The 17619-nt window shown below is 57.1% G+C and carries 12 protein-coding genes, 2 tRNA genes and 2 pseudogenes; 5 read left to right on the top strand and 11 right to left on the bottom strand.

Annotation, left to right across the window (positions count from 1 at the left end):
* Window positions 1–13: 13 nt before the first annotated feature.
* Both IMCC21224_RS03885 and IMCC21224_RS28910 read left to right on the top strand, forming a co-directional pair.
* Window positions 14–2239, top strand: coding sequence for a Z1 domain-containing protein (locus IMCC21224_RS03885; protein ID WP_053078883.1), 2226 nt, complete (start codon window positions 14–16; stop codon window positions 2237–2239).
* Window positions 2236–3243 (top strand): PD-(D/E)XK motif protein, encoded by a 1008-nt coding sequence (locus IMCC21224_RS28910; protein WP_047994229.1) that lies wholly within the window; start codon window positions 2236–2238, stop codon window positions 3241–3243. The genes IMCC21224_RS03885 and IMCC21224_RS28910 overlap by 4 nt, the downstream gene beginning before the upstream one ends.
* Window positions 3244–3514: 271 nt before the next feature.
* On the opposite strand, the gene IMCC21224_RS03875 is transcribed toward IMCC21224_RS28910, so the two are convergent.
* A tRNA-Ser gene (locus IMCC21224_RS03875) sits at window positions 3515–3604 on the bottom strand.
* A 950-nt stretch (window positions 3605–4554) separates the two neighbouring features.
* Between IMCC21224_RS03875 and IMCC21224_RS03870 the strand changes: the two genes are divergently transcribed.
* Together IMCC21224_RS03870 and IMCC21224_RS03865 are read left to right on the top strand one after the other, a co-directional pair.
* The gene (locus IMCC21224_RS03870) at window positions 4555–4983 is read left to right on the top strand and encodes a hypothetical protein (RefSeq protein ID WP_047994228.1); all 429 of its coding nucleotides are present in this window, start codon (window positions 4555–4557) and stop codon (window positions 4981–4983) included.
* A 78-nt stretch (window positions 4984–5061) separates the two neighbouring features.
* Window positions 5062–5603 (top strand): annotated as a pseudogene (locus IMCC21224_RS03865) (helix-turn-helix domain-containing protein); the annotation flags it as partial.
* A 37-nt stretch (window positions 5604–5640) separates the two neighbouring features.
* Here IMCC21224_RS03865 and IMCC21224_RS03860 read toward each other — a convergent pair.
* Window positions 5641–6715 (bottom strand): annotated as a pseudogene (locus IMCC21224_RS03860) (IS3 family transposase).
* A gap of 185 nt (window positions 6716–6900) precedes the next feature.
* Here IMCC21224_RS03860 and IMCC21224_RS03850 point away from each other — a divergent pair.
* Entirely contained in the window at window positions 6901–7167 is a 267-nt protein-coding gene (locus IMCC21224_RS03850; RefSeq protein ID WP_047994227.1) for a hypothetical protein, read from the top strand.
* A 46-nt stretch (window positions 7168–7213) separates the two neighbouring features.
* Here the strand turns inward: IMCC21224_RS03850 and IMCC21224_RS03845 are convergent.
* The 9 genes from IMCC21224_RS03845 to IMCC21224_RS03800 all read right to left on the bottom strand — a co-directional run bounded on the left by IMCC21224_RS03845 (window position 7214) and on the right by IMCC21224_RS03800 (window position 17565).
* Window positions 7214–7287 (bottom strand) — tRNA-Cys (locus IMCC21224_RS03845).
* 176 nt (window positions 7288–7463) lie between these two features.
* Window positions 7464–8602, bottom strand: a protein-coding gene (locus IMCC21224_RS03840) for an IS3 family transposase (protein WP_156178105.1) whose coding sequence is annotated in 2 segments (ribosomal slippage) — window positions 7464–8362 and window positions 8362–8602 — 1140 coding nt in all. Because the reading frame shifts where the segments join, the coding sequence is not laid out codon by codon here.
* A 611-nt stretch (window positions 8603–9213) separates the two neighbouring features.
* Entirely contained in the window at window positions 9214–11730 is a 2517-nt protein-coding gene (infB, locus tag IMCC21224_RS03830) for a translation initiation factor IF-2 (protein WP_047994224.1), read from the bottom strand.
* A gap of 9 nt (window positions 11731–11739) precedes the next feature.
* Window positions 11740–12375 (bottom strand): RNA-binding protein, encoded by a 636-nt coding sequence (locus IMCC21224_RS03825; protein ID WP_047994223.1) that lies wholly within the window; start codon window positions 12373–12375, stop codon window positions 11740–11742.
* Window positions 12376–12382: 7 nt separating this feature from the next.
* On the bottom strand, window positions 12383–14020 hold the full coding sequence (nusA, locus tag IMCC21224_RS03820) for a transcription termination factor NusA (RefSeq protein WP_047994222.1): 1638 nt from the start codon (window positions 14018–14020) through the stop codon (window positions 12383–12385).
* A 5-nt stretch (window positions 14021–14025) separates the two neighbouring features.
* Entirely contained in the window at window positions 14026–14595 is a 570-nt protein-coding gene (gene rimP, locus IMCC21224_RS03815) for a ribosome maturation factor RimP (RefSeq protein WP_047994221.1), read from the bottom strand.
* 454 nt (window positions 14596–15049) lie between these two features.
* A complete protein-coding gene (locus tag IMCC21224_RS03810; RefSeq protein WP_047994220.1) occupies window positions 15050–15448 on the bottom strand; it encodes a (deoxy)nucleoside triphosphate pyrophosphohydrolase in 399 nt (132 codons plus the stop codon).
* A 32-nt stretch (window positions 15449–15480) separates the two neighbouring features.
* On the bottom strand, window positions 15481–16710 hold the full coding sequence (argJ, locus tag IMCC21224_RS03805) for a bifunctional glutamate N-acetyltransferase/amino-acid acetyltransferase ArgJ (RefSeq protein ID WP_047994219.1): 1230 nt from the start codon (window positions 16708–16710) through the stop codon (window positions 15481–15483).
* 3 nt (window positions 16711–16713) lie between these two features.
* Window positions 16714–17565: a peptidylprolyl isomerase gene (locus IMCC21224_RS03800; RefSeq protein WP_047994218.1), complete on the bottom strand. Its 852-nt coding sequence runs from the start codon at window positions 17563–17565 to the stop codon at window positions 16714–16716.
* Between the last annotated feature and the right edge of the window lie 54 nt (window positions 17566–17619).

The following is a 17619-nucleotide window of genomic DNA, read 5'->3' as shown; positions in this document are numbered from 1 at the left end:
TCATAGGTGATCCATGACAGATGATGCTCCCTTTGTTGTTCAGCCGATAGACCACGAAGTGCAGGTGGGGCGCTGGCAGCCTGTGGTCGGCCCGGAAACCCATGATTTCCTTGAGCATGTTGTACCTGGCGGTAGTCGTGACATTGTACGAGATGCCGCCGCCTCAATTCTGGGACGCGGCATTTCACCCAATGATCCAGCCGGACAAGAAACGGGTCTGGTAGTTGGCTATGTTCAAAGCGGCAAGACCATGTCGTTTGAAACTGCGGCGGCTCTTGCCCGTGATAACGGCTTCCAGATGGTCATCATTGTTGCTGGGACCTCAAAGCCCCTTCTCGAACAATCGACTGGACGCGTGCGCGACGATTTTCGCCTGGATGACTCAAGCCGCGCGAGGAGTTGGATTCATTTCCAGAATCCCGAACAAGAGGACGCTATCGTCCAAACCATGCGAGATGTCTTTGACGACTGGCGAGATGAAGGCACCCCAGACGAGTACAAGATGACGGTGCTGGTCACCGTACTCAAGCATCACGGCCGATTAGGCAATCTGACCCATCTTCTGCAGACTGTCGGTATGGAAAGGGTGCCCGTTCTCATCATTGATGACGAGGCCGATCAAGCGAGCCTCAACACGGAAGTCGCCCAGGGTGAAGAAAGCACCACCTACCGCCGCCTGATGGCGCTCCGCGACGCGCTACCACTGCACAGTTATCTGCAATACACCGCGACTCCACAGGCCCCGCTTCTGATTAGTATTGTTGACGCCCTGTCACCAAATTTTGTTGAAGTCCTGACGCCTGGCGACGCCTATGTCGGGGGAAGAGATTTCTTTGACGACAATCAACAATATGTTCGCACAATTCCGCCGGCCGATGTGCCAACCAATGCCAATCCTCTTCCGGAGCCTCCGGAATCGCTACTCGAGGCTCTGCGAATTTTCATGGTTGGCGTTGCTGTCGGCCTAATGGAAGCGGGAAATCGTGGCAATCGCTCCATGCTCGTCCATCCGTCGCACCTTACCGCTCAGCATCAAGAGTTTTATAATTGGGTTCGCGATATATTTGAAGAATGGAAGCGTGTTCTTGGCTTACCTGATACGGATCCTGACAAGCAAGAACTGGTCGAGGAACTGCGCGTTGCATATGACGATCTTGCGCAAACCGCGCCGGCAGGTTTGCCGTCCTTCGATCAATTGGCACCGACCTTTCGATTTGCCTTTCGACGAACCCGCCTCCTCGAAGTCAACGCGCGCTCTGGACCCACTCCAAGAGTGGATTGGGGTAGCTCATACGGTTGGATTCTCGTGGGCGGGCAGGCCATGGACCGCGGTTTCACCATTGAAGGTTTGACCGTGACCTACATGCCGCGCGGGATCGGCGTTGGCAACGCGGACACCGTACAGCAGCGGGCGCGTTTCTTTGGCTACAAGCGAGGCTACCTCGGCTATTGTCGTGTTTACCTAGAGCAAGGCACTCATCGTGCCTTCCAACGTTATGTCGAGCATGAGGAAGACATGCGCGTCCAACTCGAAGACATTCGCGATAGCGGACGTTCTTTAAACGATTGGAAGCGCGCCTTTGTTTTGGACAACGCTCTTCGACCTTGCCGTCAAAACGTCCTGGAGTTTGACTATATACGTGGACGATTTTCTGATGACTGGGTTGCACCACGTGTGGTTTTGGCGACCGACAACGTGCTTCAAGCCAATCGGCAAACCGTTGCGGATTTTCTTGCGAATACTCAGTTCATTGATGACGAAGGTCACCAAGACAGGACAGACACTCAGCGTCACGAAGTGGCGACGGGCTTATCGCTGCGCGATGTGTTGGAACGGCTGCTCATTCCGATGCGCATTACGAGCTCCCGCGACTCACAGCAGATAACTGGGCTCCTGCTGCAGCTTAGCCGGGCGCTTGAAAATGACCCGGACGAGCCGTGCGCAGTCTACCGCATGAGCCCAAGAACTGGACGCGAACGCGGCGTTGATGGTAGCGGCGAGGTTACCAACCTCTTCCAGGGTCAAGCGCCCGTGAATCCGCCCGCACGGAGAGGAGAAGTCTATCCTGGCGACCGTGCTGTTCGGGAAGAAGGACATGTCACGGTCCAGATACACACACTTGACCTGACACGTGACGGATCAGTTGTTCGAGAGAACGTTCCTGTCCTGGCGGTTTGGGTTCCCTCTCGGCTCGCGGTGGGCTGGATAAACCAAAATCAACCAGGCCAGAATACGTGACAGAACCTGGGCTTTTCGCCATCTATGAGGGCATAGTTGTGCCCGATAGCGAAAGTGCAGGCACACCGTTTTTTACGGTCAGGCCGGTTGCCGAGCATAGCACCTACTTCGTAGGCAAAGACGCTTCCGCACGAGCGTGCCTGCTTATAGCAACTGCGAATGAGTTTGGACGAAAACCCCCGCCCATCCGACTTGAAAGCCTGGACGCGCAGTTCGAGCTCGCTTGTGTGATTAGGGACCCCACAGGTGAGGTAAGGGAAGATCTGTTTACTGTAGTCAGGTGCCGATCCCTAGAGACTGAAACAATCCGGTACTTCCTCTCAGTATGCCGGATCATCATGCGGCACTTGGGGAGTGCTCCTTCGCGGACCTCAATTGCTGCGGCTGTACGTCGTATCGCGTCGATATTTCAAAGCATTAAAAAGCCGCCTGTCCGCTCGTTAAACGGACTGTTTGGCGAGCTTTTCATGATTTTGCAGAGTCGAAGTCCGACAAGGGCAGTTGCGGCTTGGCGCATCGACGAAGCGTCGCGCTACGACTTCGCCTCCGGGGACGTTCGGATAGATGTCAAAAGCAGTGCCGTCAGGACCCGTAAGCACACATTTTCGTACGATCAGTGCAATCCGCCGCCAGGCACCGAAGCTGTCGTTGCGTCAATTATGGTAGAGCGCATTCCTAGTGGGATTTCTTTAGACAGTCTGATTGGTTCGATCGAGGAACGGATTGCAGCAGACGAAGACCTTGTTCTTAAACTTCATCAGGTTGTCGCTTCAACCCTTGGTTCCAGTCTCTCCGAGTCAATGCAAGTTTCGTTTGATCCGCGCCTTGCGGCAACCTCTCTCGAGTTTTTCGACTTACGTGAGATACCCGCTTTGAGGGGCCCACTCCCGCCAAGCGTTTCTGACGTTCGGTTTACGGTTGATATGTCAGGACTAGTACCGTTGGCCAAAGAAGCTCTGATTGATCGAGATCCTCATTTCTGGGATCTCGTACCTGATGAATGAAGCCGGGCGAGTTGGATCCCGGTCCCTTTTCAAGATGCCTGTTCTGAAAAATGCGAACTCAACGGATTGTTCTTTCTTATTTATTATCAATGTCTTGCGATGATTTCACTAGATTTGCGCAGTCAACAGGTCCGGAGAATATCGGCCCGTAGAGAACGCTTTTGGCCCTCTTGACACCGGGGTCGGTGAACAGCCCCTCCCGCACAACCCTTGAATATAACGGAAAAATCCGGCCGCAGCCGGATCGGGAGAAACGTTTCTCAAGTGCAAGTGGCGGAGACGAAGGGATTCGAACCCTCGAGACCCTTCCGGGCCTACTCCCTTAGCAGGGGAGCGCCTTCGACCACTCGGCCACGTCTCCACCGACGCGTATAGCCAAGAAAACATAGGCGTTACAAGGCGAAAACCTCCAGTTTTGAAATTTTCTTACCTGGGCAAAAATACCCTCAAAGTGGCACTCAGTGGCACTCAGTGGCACACAATGGCACTGGGTTTGGGAAACATTTGGTCAATTTCCCTTACAGGGAAAGCGCCTTGAACTGCGTCAAGACAATTTTGCGATGGCAATCGCCAAGCGCGAGGGCAAACGATCGAAAGGCGTTTCCGTTAACGCTCACTCGAACCGATCTCCTTTTTGTAAGGAGGTTTGGTCATGAAAAGCGTCAAGAACGATCCAGGTTCAGCAAGCACAAAAGAGCTGGCCGAATATTGGAGAATGCCATCTGTCAGGGCCGCTCGTGAACTTGCACGGGCACTCGGCCTACGGCGTGTCAAAGGCAAATTTCCCTGGTACTCCATCTGGACAACTGAGGGCTTGGCTCCACCGCGACGCAACAGGTGGGAAGAATTAAAGCTTCCGCATAGGACCGCAGTCGATGTGGCTGAAGCACTCGGTGAGTCTGTACGATCTGGAAGGCGGCGTGGCGTTTCAAAGCCTGACCCGAGTTTCCCAGACCCGATCCCGCTCCGGAAAAAGCCGATGCTCTGGCGAACAGCGCAGCTGCGCGCCTGGCAAGCGGGTTTGCAAGTCCCCCACTATCCGGTCGCTTCGACGGCAGCTCGACGCACACCAAAACCCCTGGCTAACCGCACTCAAGAACCTCCGTCCAATACCTACAATCCGTTCGCCGAAGCACGATCTGCGGCCACCGGGAACGATTAAATGACACCCCCGACGAACAACGGAAAACATGACAACCACCCGGCAATAATGCTGCGGCATTTATTGAGCAGTGTTTGTCAATTTCCGCTTCGTCTCAACGAAGAACGGCCAATCTGAACGATGAAGGGCCAAATGAGGACATGACACCTATGACATATAATCCTTTCGAATTTATCTCCCAAAGCGATGCGGCAAAGGCGGCGCCCAAAGCAGAAACCTTGGAGGATGTGCTGAACTGGCTCGACAGCGATGGCTGTGACCTCGCCCAGACAGTCCGTCGCACCTACTCCCAGGCAGTGAAGAAAGCAGCACGGCTCCTCAATCGCAGTGCGGACCGGATCCCGGCCAGCTCTATGCATTTCCAAAGCCAGTTCCCGAACAGGAATTACGATAGCTCTTGGGGTAAGACGTTCTCCGCTGCCAAACGCTGGAAAAGAAACGTTTCTGCAGCCATCAACGGCGCGACTGGCCTGATCGCCGAACATCGGGCGCGCAGGTCTCGGCAGGATAGCTGGTCTTCATTGCAGCACGTGCTCGAAGAAATTTTCACCTCAGGCATAAAGCCAACGCTTGTCTGACGTCAGCGCTTTTGGGACAGATTTGAGGATTTGAACAACGGAGGATTTCTGGTTCATCGTAGCTTTCAAGGAGCGAAGATGAACAAGACATCCGGAACGTCGAAGGACGCAGCTGACAAGCTGGTCAAGAACATCCGCCGCAAGACGCGGCAGACCTATTCTGCAGAGGAGAAGATCCGCATCGTCTTAGCTGGCCTGCGCGGTGAGGAAAGCATTTCGGTGCTATGTCGGCGGGAGGGTATCGCCGAGAGCCTGTATTACAGCTGGTCGAAGGAGTTCCTGGAGGCTGGCAAGCGTCGCTTGTCTGGCGATACGGCGCGCCAAGCCACGTCGCCGGAGGTGAAGGAGCTTCGCTCTGAGTCTTTGGCCCTGAAGGAATGCGTGGCCGATCTCACCCTGGAAAACCGTCTGCTCAAAAAAAGTATGACAGGGGCTGGGGAGGTGGAGGAATGAGATACCCTGCAACCGAGAAGCTTGAGATCATCCGCACCGTTGAAGGTTCGCATCTGCCCACCAAAATGACGCTGGATATGCTGGGCATTCCGCGCACGACTTTCTACCGCTGGTATGATCGCTACGTCGAGGGCGGGTTCGATGCGCTGGCCGATCGGTCTCCTCGGTAATCCCCCCATTTTTAATGGGGTGCAGCCGTAGAACTTACGCGGCCATTTTCAGTTTCTGTGCGGGTGTGATGCCGCCGATGCCCATGTTCGGGCGGTCGTTGTTGTAAGTCCAGAGCCATTGCGTGGCGAAGTCTTGGGCCTCCTCGATGTTTTCGATGATGTGTTGGTCCAGCCATTCATTCCTGACGGTGCGGTTGTAACGTTCGATGTAGGCGTTCTGCTGGGGCTGTGCTGGAGGGTAACACCTTGTTTCTCAGCCCATTCCAGCAGCTTGATGCTGATGTATTCAGGGCCATTATCGACCCGGATCGTGCCGGGCTTGCCACGCCATTCGATGATGCGATCGAGGCTCCGGATCACGCGTTCAGCAGGCAATGAAAAGTCGACCTCAATGCCAAGCCCTTCGCGGTTGAAGTCGTCCAGCACGTTCAGCAGTCGAAACTGACGACCGTCGCTCAGCCTGTCGGCCATAAAGTCCATCGACCAGGTCATGTTGGGGGCCTCGGGTACCGCCAGCGCGTCGGGTTTATCCCGCTTTAGCCGTTTGCGGGGCTTAATCCGCAGGTTCAGTTCCAGCGCGCAATAGATGCGATAGACCCGCTTATGGTTCCACGGATGACCTTTGACGTTGCGCAGGTGCAGATAGCAAAGTCCGAAGCCCCAAGTCTTCCTCGTATCCGTCAGCCCGACAAGCAAATCGGCAATCTGTTCGTTCTCATCGCTCAGAAGCGGGCTGTAGCGATAGCAGGTCTCGCTAACCCCAAAGGTGCGGCACGCCACGGCGACACTGACCCCGCGTCGCTCTACCGCCGTTGCGGCCATCTCTCGTCGCTGAGATGGCCCAGTCACTTTTTTCCAAGGGCTTCCTTCAGCAACTCGTTCTGCATGCTCAACTCTGCGAACATCTTCTTCAGGCGTCGGTTCTCGTCTTCAAGCGCCTTGGTCTGCGCGATCATTGAAGCATCCATCCCGCCATACTTCGCCCGCCATTTGTAAAAGGACGCTGTGCTCATACCATGTTCGCGGCAAAGCTCGGCCACAGGAACACCGCCTTCGGCCTGGCGCAGGATCGCAAGGATCTGCGGCTCACTGTATCTCGTCATCTTCATCTGAATCTCCTCATGCATCTTGCCGAGAAAATTCTACTTCCGCAGCCCCTTACTTTCGGGGGGGATTACCGGACAAGGAAAAAAGGAGAATGGATTTTAACCGACACTAACCGTGGTTTTGCCTAAACCCTATGACCCCCGACCAACCCCACATCGTCCCTAAAATGAAGCCACTAGCCGCCAGCATGGACCGCTTCAAGGCTCCAGCCCCAAACAAGGCCCGTAACGGCAAGGAGGCGCTGATCGAGGACATCGTCTCTCACTGCTGCTGCCGTACCGACAAGGAGAAGCGGGAACTGGCCAAGCGCATCGCTATCTGGGCCAACACGACCAAGACCGACGAGACAGACCTCCACGCCCTGTTGCAGAAGCACCGCGATCCGAACATCAGGAACTACGGCGGGTTTGTGAACTGGGCGATTAAGATTACAGCCAATGCAAAACGTGGCTAAAAAGTGGCTAAAAGAAAAACAGGCACCGCTAAGTGCCTGTTTTTATTGGAGGCGAGTACCGGAATCGAACCGGTCTACACGGATTTGCAATCCGCTGCGTAACCTCTCCGCCAACTCGCCATTAGCACTGTTCCGCATCGGCTTAGACGATCCTGTCGGGGGGCGCAAGAGGTCGTGCCAAGCGCAATGTCAAACATCCACGATTCGTCGCCCGTCTGTTCTGCGGGCGCGTTTTGAAGAAGTTCCTTGAAGGTTTCAGCCTCAAATTGGACTTGCCACGCAAAAGTTCCGGTCTCTCAGCTCATGTTAGGAGGCCGTCTCTCGAAAGCCAAGGGACTTTTCCCGCCAAGGGATGAATGCCGTCTTCGCGGGTTGTAGAACCCATTGATGTATTGGAATATTGCTCCTTCTGCTTGTCTGCGGGTCGCCCATTTCTGACGCCAGATCAGTTCGGCTTTCAGAGATTTGAAGAAGGTCTCGACCATGGAATTGTCATAACAATTTCCCTTGCCGCTCATTGAGACCAGAAATCCATGCTGCTTCAGACTTTTCTGATAGTCACCTGAACAGTATTGAGAGCCACGATCCGTATGATGGATACAGCCTTTGGGTGGCTTTCGCAGCCCTACTGCCATGTCTAATGCCTTGATGGCCAGGTCCCGCTTCATCCGGTTACTGACCGCCCAGCCAATGACCCGGCGGGAGTAAAGATCGATGATCACGGCCAAATACAGCCATCCCTCGCTCGTCCAGATGTAGGAAATGTCCCCTGCCCATTTTTGGTTTGGGCCATCAGCAGAGAAGTCCTGATCAAGAAAGTTGGGGGCGACATTGAAGGCGTGATTGCTGTTAGTCGTGACTTTATGTTTACGGGTTCGAATAACCTTGATCGCGTTCTCACGCATCAACCGGCCTACCCGGCGGTGCCCGACAACAAGACCGAGATCGCGCAGTTCCTCCGTCATGCGAGGTCGGCCGTAGCTTTGCAGGCTAAGGCGGTGTTGTTCTCTGATATGGGCCAACAGCACCATGTCATCTCGCTGGCTTCGGCTGATAGGGCGGATCTTCCAGGCGCGAAACCCACGGGAAGTTACCCGCAAAACGCGGCATAGAAACTCAATGGGCCAGATCTTCTTCCAGGTGTCGATAAAGGCAAACCTCACGCCTTTTGGCCTGCGAAGAAGATCGTCGCCTTCTTTAACACTCCCCTCTCCTCGCGGAGTAGCCGGTTCTCTTTGCGAAGGCGGGCGTTCTCCTTCTCCACATCCTCATGCGGGCCGGACATCAGGTCATCATTCTGATGGTGTTGAACCCACTTGTTCAGTGTCGAAACACCAACCCCTAAATCAGACGCAATCTGAGGTCGCGTCAGTCCACTGCTTGTTGCAATGCGAACCGCATCACGTCTGAACTCGTCGCTGTATCTTGGTGCCAATTTGTGTCTCCTTCATTGCGAATATCGCTCGAAAGAGACCGGAACTAAATCGGGACAAGTCCACTTTTGCTCGCTGATTCACCAACTTGGGCTCAAAAATTGAGGTTGGCCCTCAAGTTCGGCCTCAACCAACGTTCAAAGTAGCCTTTGGGCCAACTGAACATCGTGCATATCTGCTGTGGCCCTCGGACCGAGACTGTTCGCGGAGGTTTTCTAATGATCGTTCAGCTGCTTCTCGACGGCTTTCACTACAGTTTTGTTCACTGTCGGCCCTCTTTCGCTTGTGCCAACTTCACCAGCACCGCATCCGTTTCACCCGGCGAAATGCTCGATCACGTTAGCGGCGTGGCGAATTGACCAGCCCATGTGATTGGCAATTTCTAATAGGCTAAGGCCCGCATTCAACAGATGGGTTCAGAGCCAGATCGATTCATCTTCAATCCGATCCAACAATGCCGGGACTGAACAACTAGGTATCACGGGCGGTTCCAAGGTTGCGGCGGCATTTTTGCACTGACACGTTAAAAGTCCACAGTATGAACAAAAAAGGGAGGCAAACTTGCCTCCCTTTTTGCTGTTTCCATTTTTGTCGGTCTTTGACTGATGCGGTCTCAGAGGTTGCGTTCGACCTCTTCGCGCTCGAAGATTTCGATGACATCGCCGGGGCGGATATCGTCGTAATTCTCGAACGCCATGCCGCATTCCTGGCCAGAATGCACGTCAGCCACCTCGTCCTTGAAGCGCTTGAGCGTCTTAAGAGTGCCCTCGTGGACCACAACATCGTCACGTAGCAGTCGAACACCAGCCGAACGGCGCGCCACGCCTTCGGTGATGAGGCAGCCCGCAACCTTGCCGACGTGAGTGACCTTGAAGACCTCTTTGATCGACGCGTACCCGATGAATTTCTCGCGGATCTCGTTCGACAGCAGACCCGAGGCCGCGGCTTTTACATCATCCACGAGGTCATAGATCACGCTGTAGTAGCGGATTTCGACACCCTTTTGGTTCGCGGTCTGACGTGCCGACGCGTTGGCGCGGACGTTGAAGCCAAAGACCGGCGCACCGGAGGCTTCGGCCAGGCCGATATCCGTTTCGGTAATGGCACCGACACCCGAATGCAGTACGCGGACGCGCACCTCGTCGTTGCCGATCTTCTCCATCGCCTGAACAATCGCCTCGGCAGAACCCTGCACGTCGGCTTTGACCAGAATGGGCAGCTCACTAACACTCTCGTTAGCCTTGGCATTGGCCATAAGCTGTTCGAGCGTGGTTGCTGCACCGGCTGTTGCGCGCTTTTCCTTGGCCAGCTTTTCGCGATATTCTGCGATTTCGCGGGCCTGCGCTTCGGTCTCGGTCACGTTCAGGACGTCACCAGCGGCAGGTGTGCCGTTCAGACCCAGCACTTCGACTGGAACTGAAGGGCCTGCTTCCTTGACCCGTTCGCCCTTGTCGTTGATCAGCGCGCGGACCTTGCCGTACTGTTCGCCGACGACAAAGATGTCACCCTGCCGCAGCGTCCCGTTCTGAATCAGAACCGTCGCCACGGGGCCACGGCCGACGTCAAGCTGCGCCTCGATAACGGCACCTTGTGCGGCGCGATCTGGGTTGGCCTTGAGTTCCAGAAGTTCGGCCTGAAGCGCGATGGCCTCAAGCAGATCATCCAGACCCTGCCCGGTATGGGCCGAAACTTCGACATCCTGCACTTCACCGGACATTTGCTCGACTACAATCTCGTGTTGCAGCAGATCGGTGCGCACCTTTGTCGGGTTAGCGTTGGGTTTGTCGACCTTGTTGATAGCCACGATCATTGGCACCTTAGCAGCCTTCGCGTGGTTGATCGCCTCGATCGTCTGCGGCATCACAGCGTCGTCTGCGGCAACAACAAGCACCACGATATCCGTGACATGCGCACCGCGCGATCGCATTGAGGTAAAGGCCGCATGGCCCGGCGTATCAAGGAAGGACAGCACCGCCCCGTTGTCGGTTGTGACCTGGTAGGCACCGATATGCTGCGTGATCCCGCCCGCTTCGCCTGAAACGACCTTGGTCTTGCGGATCGCGTCCAGCAACGAGGTTTTGCCATGGTCGACGTGGCCCATGATAGTAATGACCGGCGGGCGCGGCTTCAGATCTTCGGGCTTGTCTTCGATTTTGGTCAGCACGTCCTCGACATCGGCGTCAGATACGCGGACCACACGGTGGCCGAATTCTTCGATGATCAGTTCTGCGGTATCGGCATCGATGGCTTCGTTCTGCGTCACCATCATACCGTTGTTCATCAGCGCCTTGACGACGTCACCGACACGCTCTGCCATACGGTTGGCCAGCTCGGAAACCATGATCGCCTCGGGCAGCTGTACATCACGAACAACCTTCTCGCGCGTGGCACTGCCACCCATAGCCTTTTGCCGCGCCCGCTCTTGCTTGCGCTTCATTGCGGCCATTGATTTCTGGCGACCGCCCTCACCGGACAGCGCCTGGTTCAGAGTCAGCTTGCCTGCCCGACGCCCACCGGCATCGTCGCGGGTTTTTACACCACGGCCACGCTCTTCGCGTTCGCGTTCGGCCTTGCGGGGTGCATTCGGAGACGGTGCGGCGGACCGCGGAGCGGCGCTGCGTGGCGAAGATTCAGCGGCAGGCGACGCGGCGGCGGCGGCAGGTGCTTCGGCCACGACCTTGGCGGCGGCGGCTTCGGCTGCCTTTCGCTCTTCTTCCTCGGCTTTGGCTTTTGCGGCTTCGGCGGCCTCGCGTTGCTCTCGCTCCTTGGCCTCCATTTCGGCCCGGCGGCGGCTGCGCTCTTCTGCGCGTTCGCGTTCATCGGCCTCACGCTGGGCAATCTCGTCTGCTTCGCGCAGTTTCGCTGCCTGTAGCGCTTTGAGACGGCGTTCCATTTCGGCGTCAGAGATCCCGGCAGGGCGTTTGCCCGCCATTCCGGCAGATACCATGCCGGATCCACCAGCCGCACCCGCCGCCTTTGGGGCCGCAACTTTGGGCACCACGACACGTTTGCGTTTGGTCTCTACCACGACATTTTTGGTCCGGCCGTGGCTAAAGCTCTGCTTTACGTTCCCCGAACGAGGACCGCCAACGCCCAAACCCAATGTCTTTTTGCCGTCGTTATCGCTCATCAAGCTCTCTTATCCTCTCGGGCGGCCCCTGCCGCCAACATCAGCACTGGACACTCCAATGCGTACGCCCTTTAATCGTTGGGCTTCCTCTACAACACGTTTCGTGAGTCCACCAGCGCCAAGCGCCGCGTGTATCACAGTTTGTCGCCCAAAGGCCAACCCCAGCTCGTTCGCGGTAAGCCAGCCAATGTAACTGCCAAAATGCGGCGTACTAAGCTTGGACTTGCCACGCTCGGACCCGTCGCTGGACTGGATCAGGACTTCGGCCTCTTCTTTCGAGAGCCAGTCCTTGACCTTTTCGTATCCCGAAACCGCCGCACCAGACTTGCGCGCAAGGCTCACCAAATCGACAACACGCCGCACCAGCATTTGTTCCAGCTGATCAACCATCCCATCGGGGACAGTCACTGGCTGGCGGGCTGCGCGGGCAAACAGCCCCTTTTGTGCCGCTTTGTCAAGTGCAGCCCTGTCGGCGGCGACCCAGATGCCCCGGCCGGGCAGTTTGCCCATGATATCCGGGACAATCTGATTTTCCGGCCCCACCACAAAACGGATGAGCCCGTGTTTCGGCTGCACTTCACCGGTCGCAATACATTTGCGCTCGGGTCCGTCGGGCAGATCCTTGGTTTGGCCTCCACGCGTCATGTCTGGTTCAGGCCTCGTCTTCGCTGCTATCGTCTGCGTCGTCGTCCAGGATGTCTTCTTCCTCGTCTTCGGCTTCCGCTTCGACTTCGGTCGGATCGACCCAGCCCAACATCACACGTGCGGTCATGACCAGTGTTTGCGCCTCGTCGAGTGAGACGTCGAATTTCTCAAGCAGCCCATCGTCCTTGTGGCGCTGCCCATCGACGGTGGTCCAGCCACCGGCCAGTTCCCAATCCGCACAGGTGGCAAAATCTTCGAGTGACTTGATGCCATCTTCGGCCAGCGCTTCGAACATTTGGGGCGTGAGGCCCTCGAATTCAAGCAGGCTGTCTTCGACACCCATCTCGCGAGCGCGTTCCAGTGCCTTGCGGGCCAGCTCTTCGAGCTGCTCTTTGGCGCGGGTCTGCAATTCTGCGGCGGTATCTGCGTCCACCCCATCAATCACCAGCAGCTCTTCGAGGTCGACATAGGCCACCTCTTCGAGGTTGGTGAACCCCTCCGAGACCAGCAACTGAGCAAAGAATTCATCCAGATCCAGCGTGTCCATAAAGAGCTGTGTGCGCTCTTCGAACTCTTTCTGGCGGCGCTTGCTCTCTTCTTCTTCGGTCATGATGTCGATGTCGAGGCCGGTCAGCTGCGACGCGAGGCGGACGTTCTGACCGCGACGGCCAATGGCCAGCGACAGTTGTTCGTCCGGGACAACAACCACGATACGCTCGGCTTCTTCGTCCAGAACCACCTTGGAAACCTCGGCAGGTTGCAGCGCGTTCACCAGAAATGTCGGGATATCCTCGTTCCACGGGATGATGTCGATCTTTTCGCCCTGTAGCTCGTTCACCACAGCCTGAACGCGCGAGCCGCGCATACCGACGCAGGCACCGACGGGGTCGATCGAGCTGTCATAGGAAATCACGGCAATCTTGGCGCGCGACCCAGGGTCACGGGCGACGGCCTTGATCTCGATGATGTTGTCGTAGATCTCGGGCACTTCCATCTTGAACAGTTCGGCCATGAACTGCGGATCAGTACGCGACAGGAAAATCTGCGGTCCACGGACCTCGCGGCGCACATCCTTGATGTAGCAGCGGATCCGGTCGCCGGGGCGGTATGCCTCGCGGCCAATTTTTTCGTTGCGACGCAGAATCGCTTCGCCTCGGCCCACATCGACGATGACGTTGCCGTACTCCTCGCGCTTGACCTGACCGTTGATGATTGTGCCGGCGCGATCCTTGAATTCTTCGAACTGGCGGTCGCGTTCCGCTTCGCGGACCTTTTGCAGGATCACCTGCTTGGCCGATTGCGCCGCGATCCGGCCCATGTCGACGGGCGGCACCTCTTCGATGAATTCGTCACCCACCTTGGGGTCGGCCATATATTGTTTGGCTTGCTGAACGGTGAACTCGGACTGGTAGTTTTCCAGCAGCTCATCCTCGACCACGGTGCGCACACGGGTAAAGGCGGCGCGCCCGGTCTTGCGGTCAATCGTGACCCTGATATCCATTTCCGACCCGTAGCGGCTCTTGGCGGCGCGCGACAGACTTTCTTCCATCGCTTCGACCACCAGATTGGGGTCTATCATCTTTTCACGCGCCACGGCCTCGGCGGTTTGCAACAGCTCAAGCTGGTTTGCAGAGGTAATCGCCATCTCTCTTACTCCTCCTGAGGGCCGTCGTCGGCCTCGATCTCGTCAAATTTATCGTCTTCCAAGCCAGCCGCCTTGCGGGCGCGCAGCATTTCCCGGATCAAGTCGTCCGTCAGGATCAGCTTGGCCTCGGCCAGCCAGTCGAATTTCAGGCCCACAGTGCCCTCGTCAACGTTGATCAGAACCTCGTCACCTTCGATTCCCGCCAAAATGCCGCGCCAGCGCTTGCGGCCTTCGATCAGCTCGTCGGTTTCGACGCGGGCCTCGTAGCCCTCGTAGGTGTCAAAATCCTTGAGCCGGGTGAGCGGGCGGTCAATGCCGGGGCTCGACACTTCGAGAGTGTAGGTGTCAAGAATCGGGTCTTCGACATCCAGTGTCGCGCTGATCGCAGTCGAGATACGGGCGCATTCGTCGACCTCAATCCCGCCTTCCGGACGTTCGGCCATGATTTGAAGGGTGGGGGTGTTGCCGCCCATCAGACGAATGCGCACCAGTTCGAAGCCCATGTCCTCGATGACGGGGGTCACAATCTCGGCCAGGCGTTTGTCCATGGCAGCTTTGGCGATCATATCGGTCATGTGTTCTCTGACGGTCTGAGTGGATCTTGTCGATTTTGAACGGGCACAAAAAAACGGGCGCGCGGCCCGTTGAAAATCCCCGGTGGAACATTCGGTTTGGACCCCGACGCGCCGCTGTTGAGGGGCATATACGCCCCCCGTTCCGAATCTGCAAGGGCCAAGGTCAAAGGGCGCCCGCCTGTGCCTGCTTCGAAAGATGTGGGATCACAGGCCCGATTCCGTCGCGGATCCCAAGAGAGGACAGGCGGCGGTTTGCACCGGTCGTGTAGTCAAGTGCTGATTGCAGACGTAAAGCGAGTGTGGAGCACGCATAGGCCGAACAACAGGATAAGACCGCGGTTGAGGTGCTGGATGATGCCACCTTTGGCAATTCTCATCGGGCGAAACGCGAATGTCGTATTCGATAATACTAAACCATCAGGCGAAATAGCCTGGGTTGGCGGATAACAAGACCCTAGAGCCAGTCGCGCAAAATCGGTATCAGTGGCACGTCGGCAGGTGGCATCGGATATTTCGATAGATCCTTGGCGCGGACCCATTTCAGCGCCTGACCCTCGCGTGACTGCACAATCCCCTCCCATTTGCGACAGGCAAACAGCGGCATCAGAAGATGGAAATCGTCGTAGGAATGGCTGGCAAAGGTAAGTGGCGCAAGACAGCTTTGCCAGGTGCCGATGCCCAGTTCCTCGTGCAATTCACGAATAAGCGCGGCCTCCGGTGTTTCACCCGCCTCGACCTTGCCACCAGGAAATTCCCACAGTCCGGCCAACGGCTTACCCTCGGGGCGCTGTGCCAACAGGATACGTCCGTCAACGTCAATCAGGGCGACTGCTGAGACAAGCAAAATCTTCATCACAGGCCCCTCAATAGCACTGCGAACCCCGGTCAGGACCGGTAATCCGCATTGATCGAGATATAGCCATGGGTCAGATCGCAGGTCCACACTGTAGCAGCCCCCTGCCCGAGCCCAAGGTCAACATTGATTGTGATATCGGCCTGTTTCATATGCGCCGCGCCCAAAGCTTCGCTGTAATCGGGCGAAACCCAACCTTTCTCGGCAACCAGGACGCCACCGAATCGGATCGTCAACAGATCGCGATCCGCCGCAGCCCCGGATTTTCCAATCGCCATGACAATCCGACCCCAGTTCGGATCCTCGCCCGCCAGTGCCGTCTTGACCAATGGCGAGTTGGCTATGGACAGCGCGTGGGTACGGGCATCGACATCCGACGCGGCGCTACGCACATTGACTGTCACAAACTTGGTAGCGCCCTCACCGTCGCGTACCACCTGATGCGCGAGATCCAGCATCACGCCGTGCAACGCCTCGGAAAATGCGGCGTCGTTTTTCGTCACTGCAACGCCCGAAGCACCGGTCGCGCCCATCAGCAACGTGTCTGAGGTCGAGGTATCGCTATCAACCGTGATGCAGTTGAAGGTGCGGTCGTTGATGCCACTGACCATCGCCTGCAAGTCGGCGCGGGGTATCGCGGCGTCGGTGAAGATGTAAACCAGCATCGTCGCCATATCCGGCGCGATCATGCCCGACCCTTTGGCGATACCCGCGATCCTGACGCGTCCGCCGGGCAGATCGACATCGGCGCTGGCGCCCTTGGCAAAGGTGTCGGTGGTCATGATGGCCTGAGCGGCGTCGCTGATACCATCGGCGTCCAGCCCTGCCACCAGTTCGTCAATCTTGGCGGTGATCCGGCCATGCGGCAGCGGCTCACCGATCACGCCGGTGGACGAGGAAAACACCCGCCCTTCGGGCAGATCCATGGCCATCGCCACCGCAGAGGTCACGGCCTGCGTCGCTTCGATCCCGTTGCGTCCGGTAAAGGCGTTGGAATTGCCCGAATTGACGATGATCGCCGCGCCATCCGGGCTGTCGGTGCCGATCTTGGCCTGACAATCCAATACCGGTGCCGACCGTGTCGCCGAGCGCGTGAACACCCCTGCCACGGTCGAGCCCGGCACCAGATGTACCAACATCACGTCGCGTCGCCCGGCATATCGCACACCCGCCGCAACTGAAGCGAACCGAACGCCCTTGATCACCGGCAGATCGGGAAATGAGTCAGGCGCCAGCGGCGACTTCGACGTGATCTTGGCCAAGTTTCAGTTCTCCAGAAGGTCGAGGTTTTGCAGGACGTTGGTATCGATTTCGTCCTTGGCCAACTGCGTCACGGTTGCCTCTTCGGTCAGCGACGTGATCAGATCGGCCACCACCTGCTGCTGCACTTCTCCGGTCAACTCATCCCTCACCGAATCAAGCGTGGGGGCATCCATTTCGCGGGACTCGTTCAGCTTGATGACATGCCAGCCGAACTGGGTTTCCACCGGGGCAGAGACCGCGCCGATCTCCATCTTTTCGACTGCGGCCTGAAACGGTGCCACCATCATGCCGGGGCCAAACCAACCCAGTTCGCCGCCGTTGGGACCCGAGGGGCCGGTGGATTTCTCTTTGGCCAGCTCGGCAAAGTCCGCACCGCCCTCGAGCTCAGCCACTAGGGCAGCAGCCTCTTCTTCGGTTTCGACCAGAATATGCGAGGCGTTGAATTCCTTGCCCATGTCAGCCGACGCATATTTCGCCTCGTAGGCGGCCTGCAGGGCCTCATCGCTCACGGGCTGCTGTGCCAGAGCCGCCAGCGCTTCGGAGGCGAGCAGCGCGCGGCGCTCGTTCTCGATCGCGACGCGGACGCGGAACGTCTCCTTAGCGTCGTCGGATTGGCTCAGCACTTCTTGCTGGACCAGTTGGTTCATGATTCCATCCCACAACACATCTGTGGGCAGTTGCTGGTATTGCTCGGGCAGACCAGCACGCACCATCAGCATATGGCCCAGGGTGATTTCGGTCCCGTTGACCGTCGCCACGACAGTTCCGGCATCTGGTGTATCCTGCGCCTGCACGGGCAGGGCTACAACCAGAGCGATCACCGCAGCTGACAGATTCATGGCAAGTTTCGACATCGGGTAGGTCCTTCCTTTGCCGCCACAATTGCGGGCGACGTTGACAGTTCTAAG

It is taken from the genome of Puniceibacterium sp. IMCC21224, from assembly GCF_001038505.1.
GTDB lineage: Bacteria > Pseudomonadota > Alphaproteobacteria > Rhodobacterales > Rhodobacteraceae > Puniceibacterium.
This window is presented reverse-complemented; position numbering and strand designations above follow the sequence as displayed.

Coding starts and splice junctions, on each gene's coding strand:
- rimP (WP_047994221.1), bottom strand. CDS start 14,595: ATGACCGATATGATCGCCAAAGCTGCCATGGACAAACGCCTGGCCGAG.
- nusA (WP_047994222.1), bottom strand. CDS start 14,020: ATGGCGATTACCTCTGCAAACCAGCTTGAGCTGTTGCAAACCGCCGAG.
- IMCC21224_RS03870 (WP_047994228.1), top strand. CDS start 4,555: ATGACATATAATCCTTTCGAATTTATCTCCCAAAGCGATGCGGCAAAG.
- IMCC21224_RS03850 (WP_047994227.1), top strand. CDS start 6,901: ATGGACCGCTTCAAGGCTCCAGCCCCAAACAAGGCCCGTAACGGCAAG.
- IMCC21224_RS03800 (WP_047994218.1), bottom strand. CDS start 17,565: ATGTCGAAACTTGCCATGAATCTGTCAGCTGCGGTGATCGCTCTGGTT.
- IMCC21224_RS03885 (WP_053078883.1), top strand. CDS start 14: ATGACAGATGATGCTCCCTTTGTTGTTCAGCCGATAGACCACGAAGTG.
- IMCC21224_RS03825 (WP_047994223.1), bottom strand. CDS start 12,375: ATGACGCGTGGAGGCCAAACCAAGGATCTGCCCGACGGACCCGAGCGC.
- infB (WP_047994224.1), bottom strand. CDS start 11,730: ATGAGCGATAACGACGGCAAAAAGACATTGGGTTTGGGCGTTGGCGGT.
- IMCC21224_RS03810 (WP_047994220.1), bottom strand. CDS start 15,448: ATGAAGATTTTGCTTGTCTCAGCAGTCGCCCTGATTGACGTTGACGGA.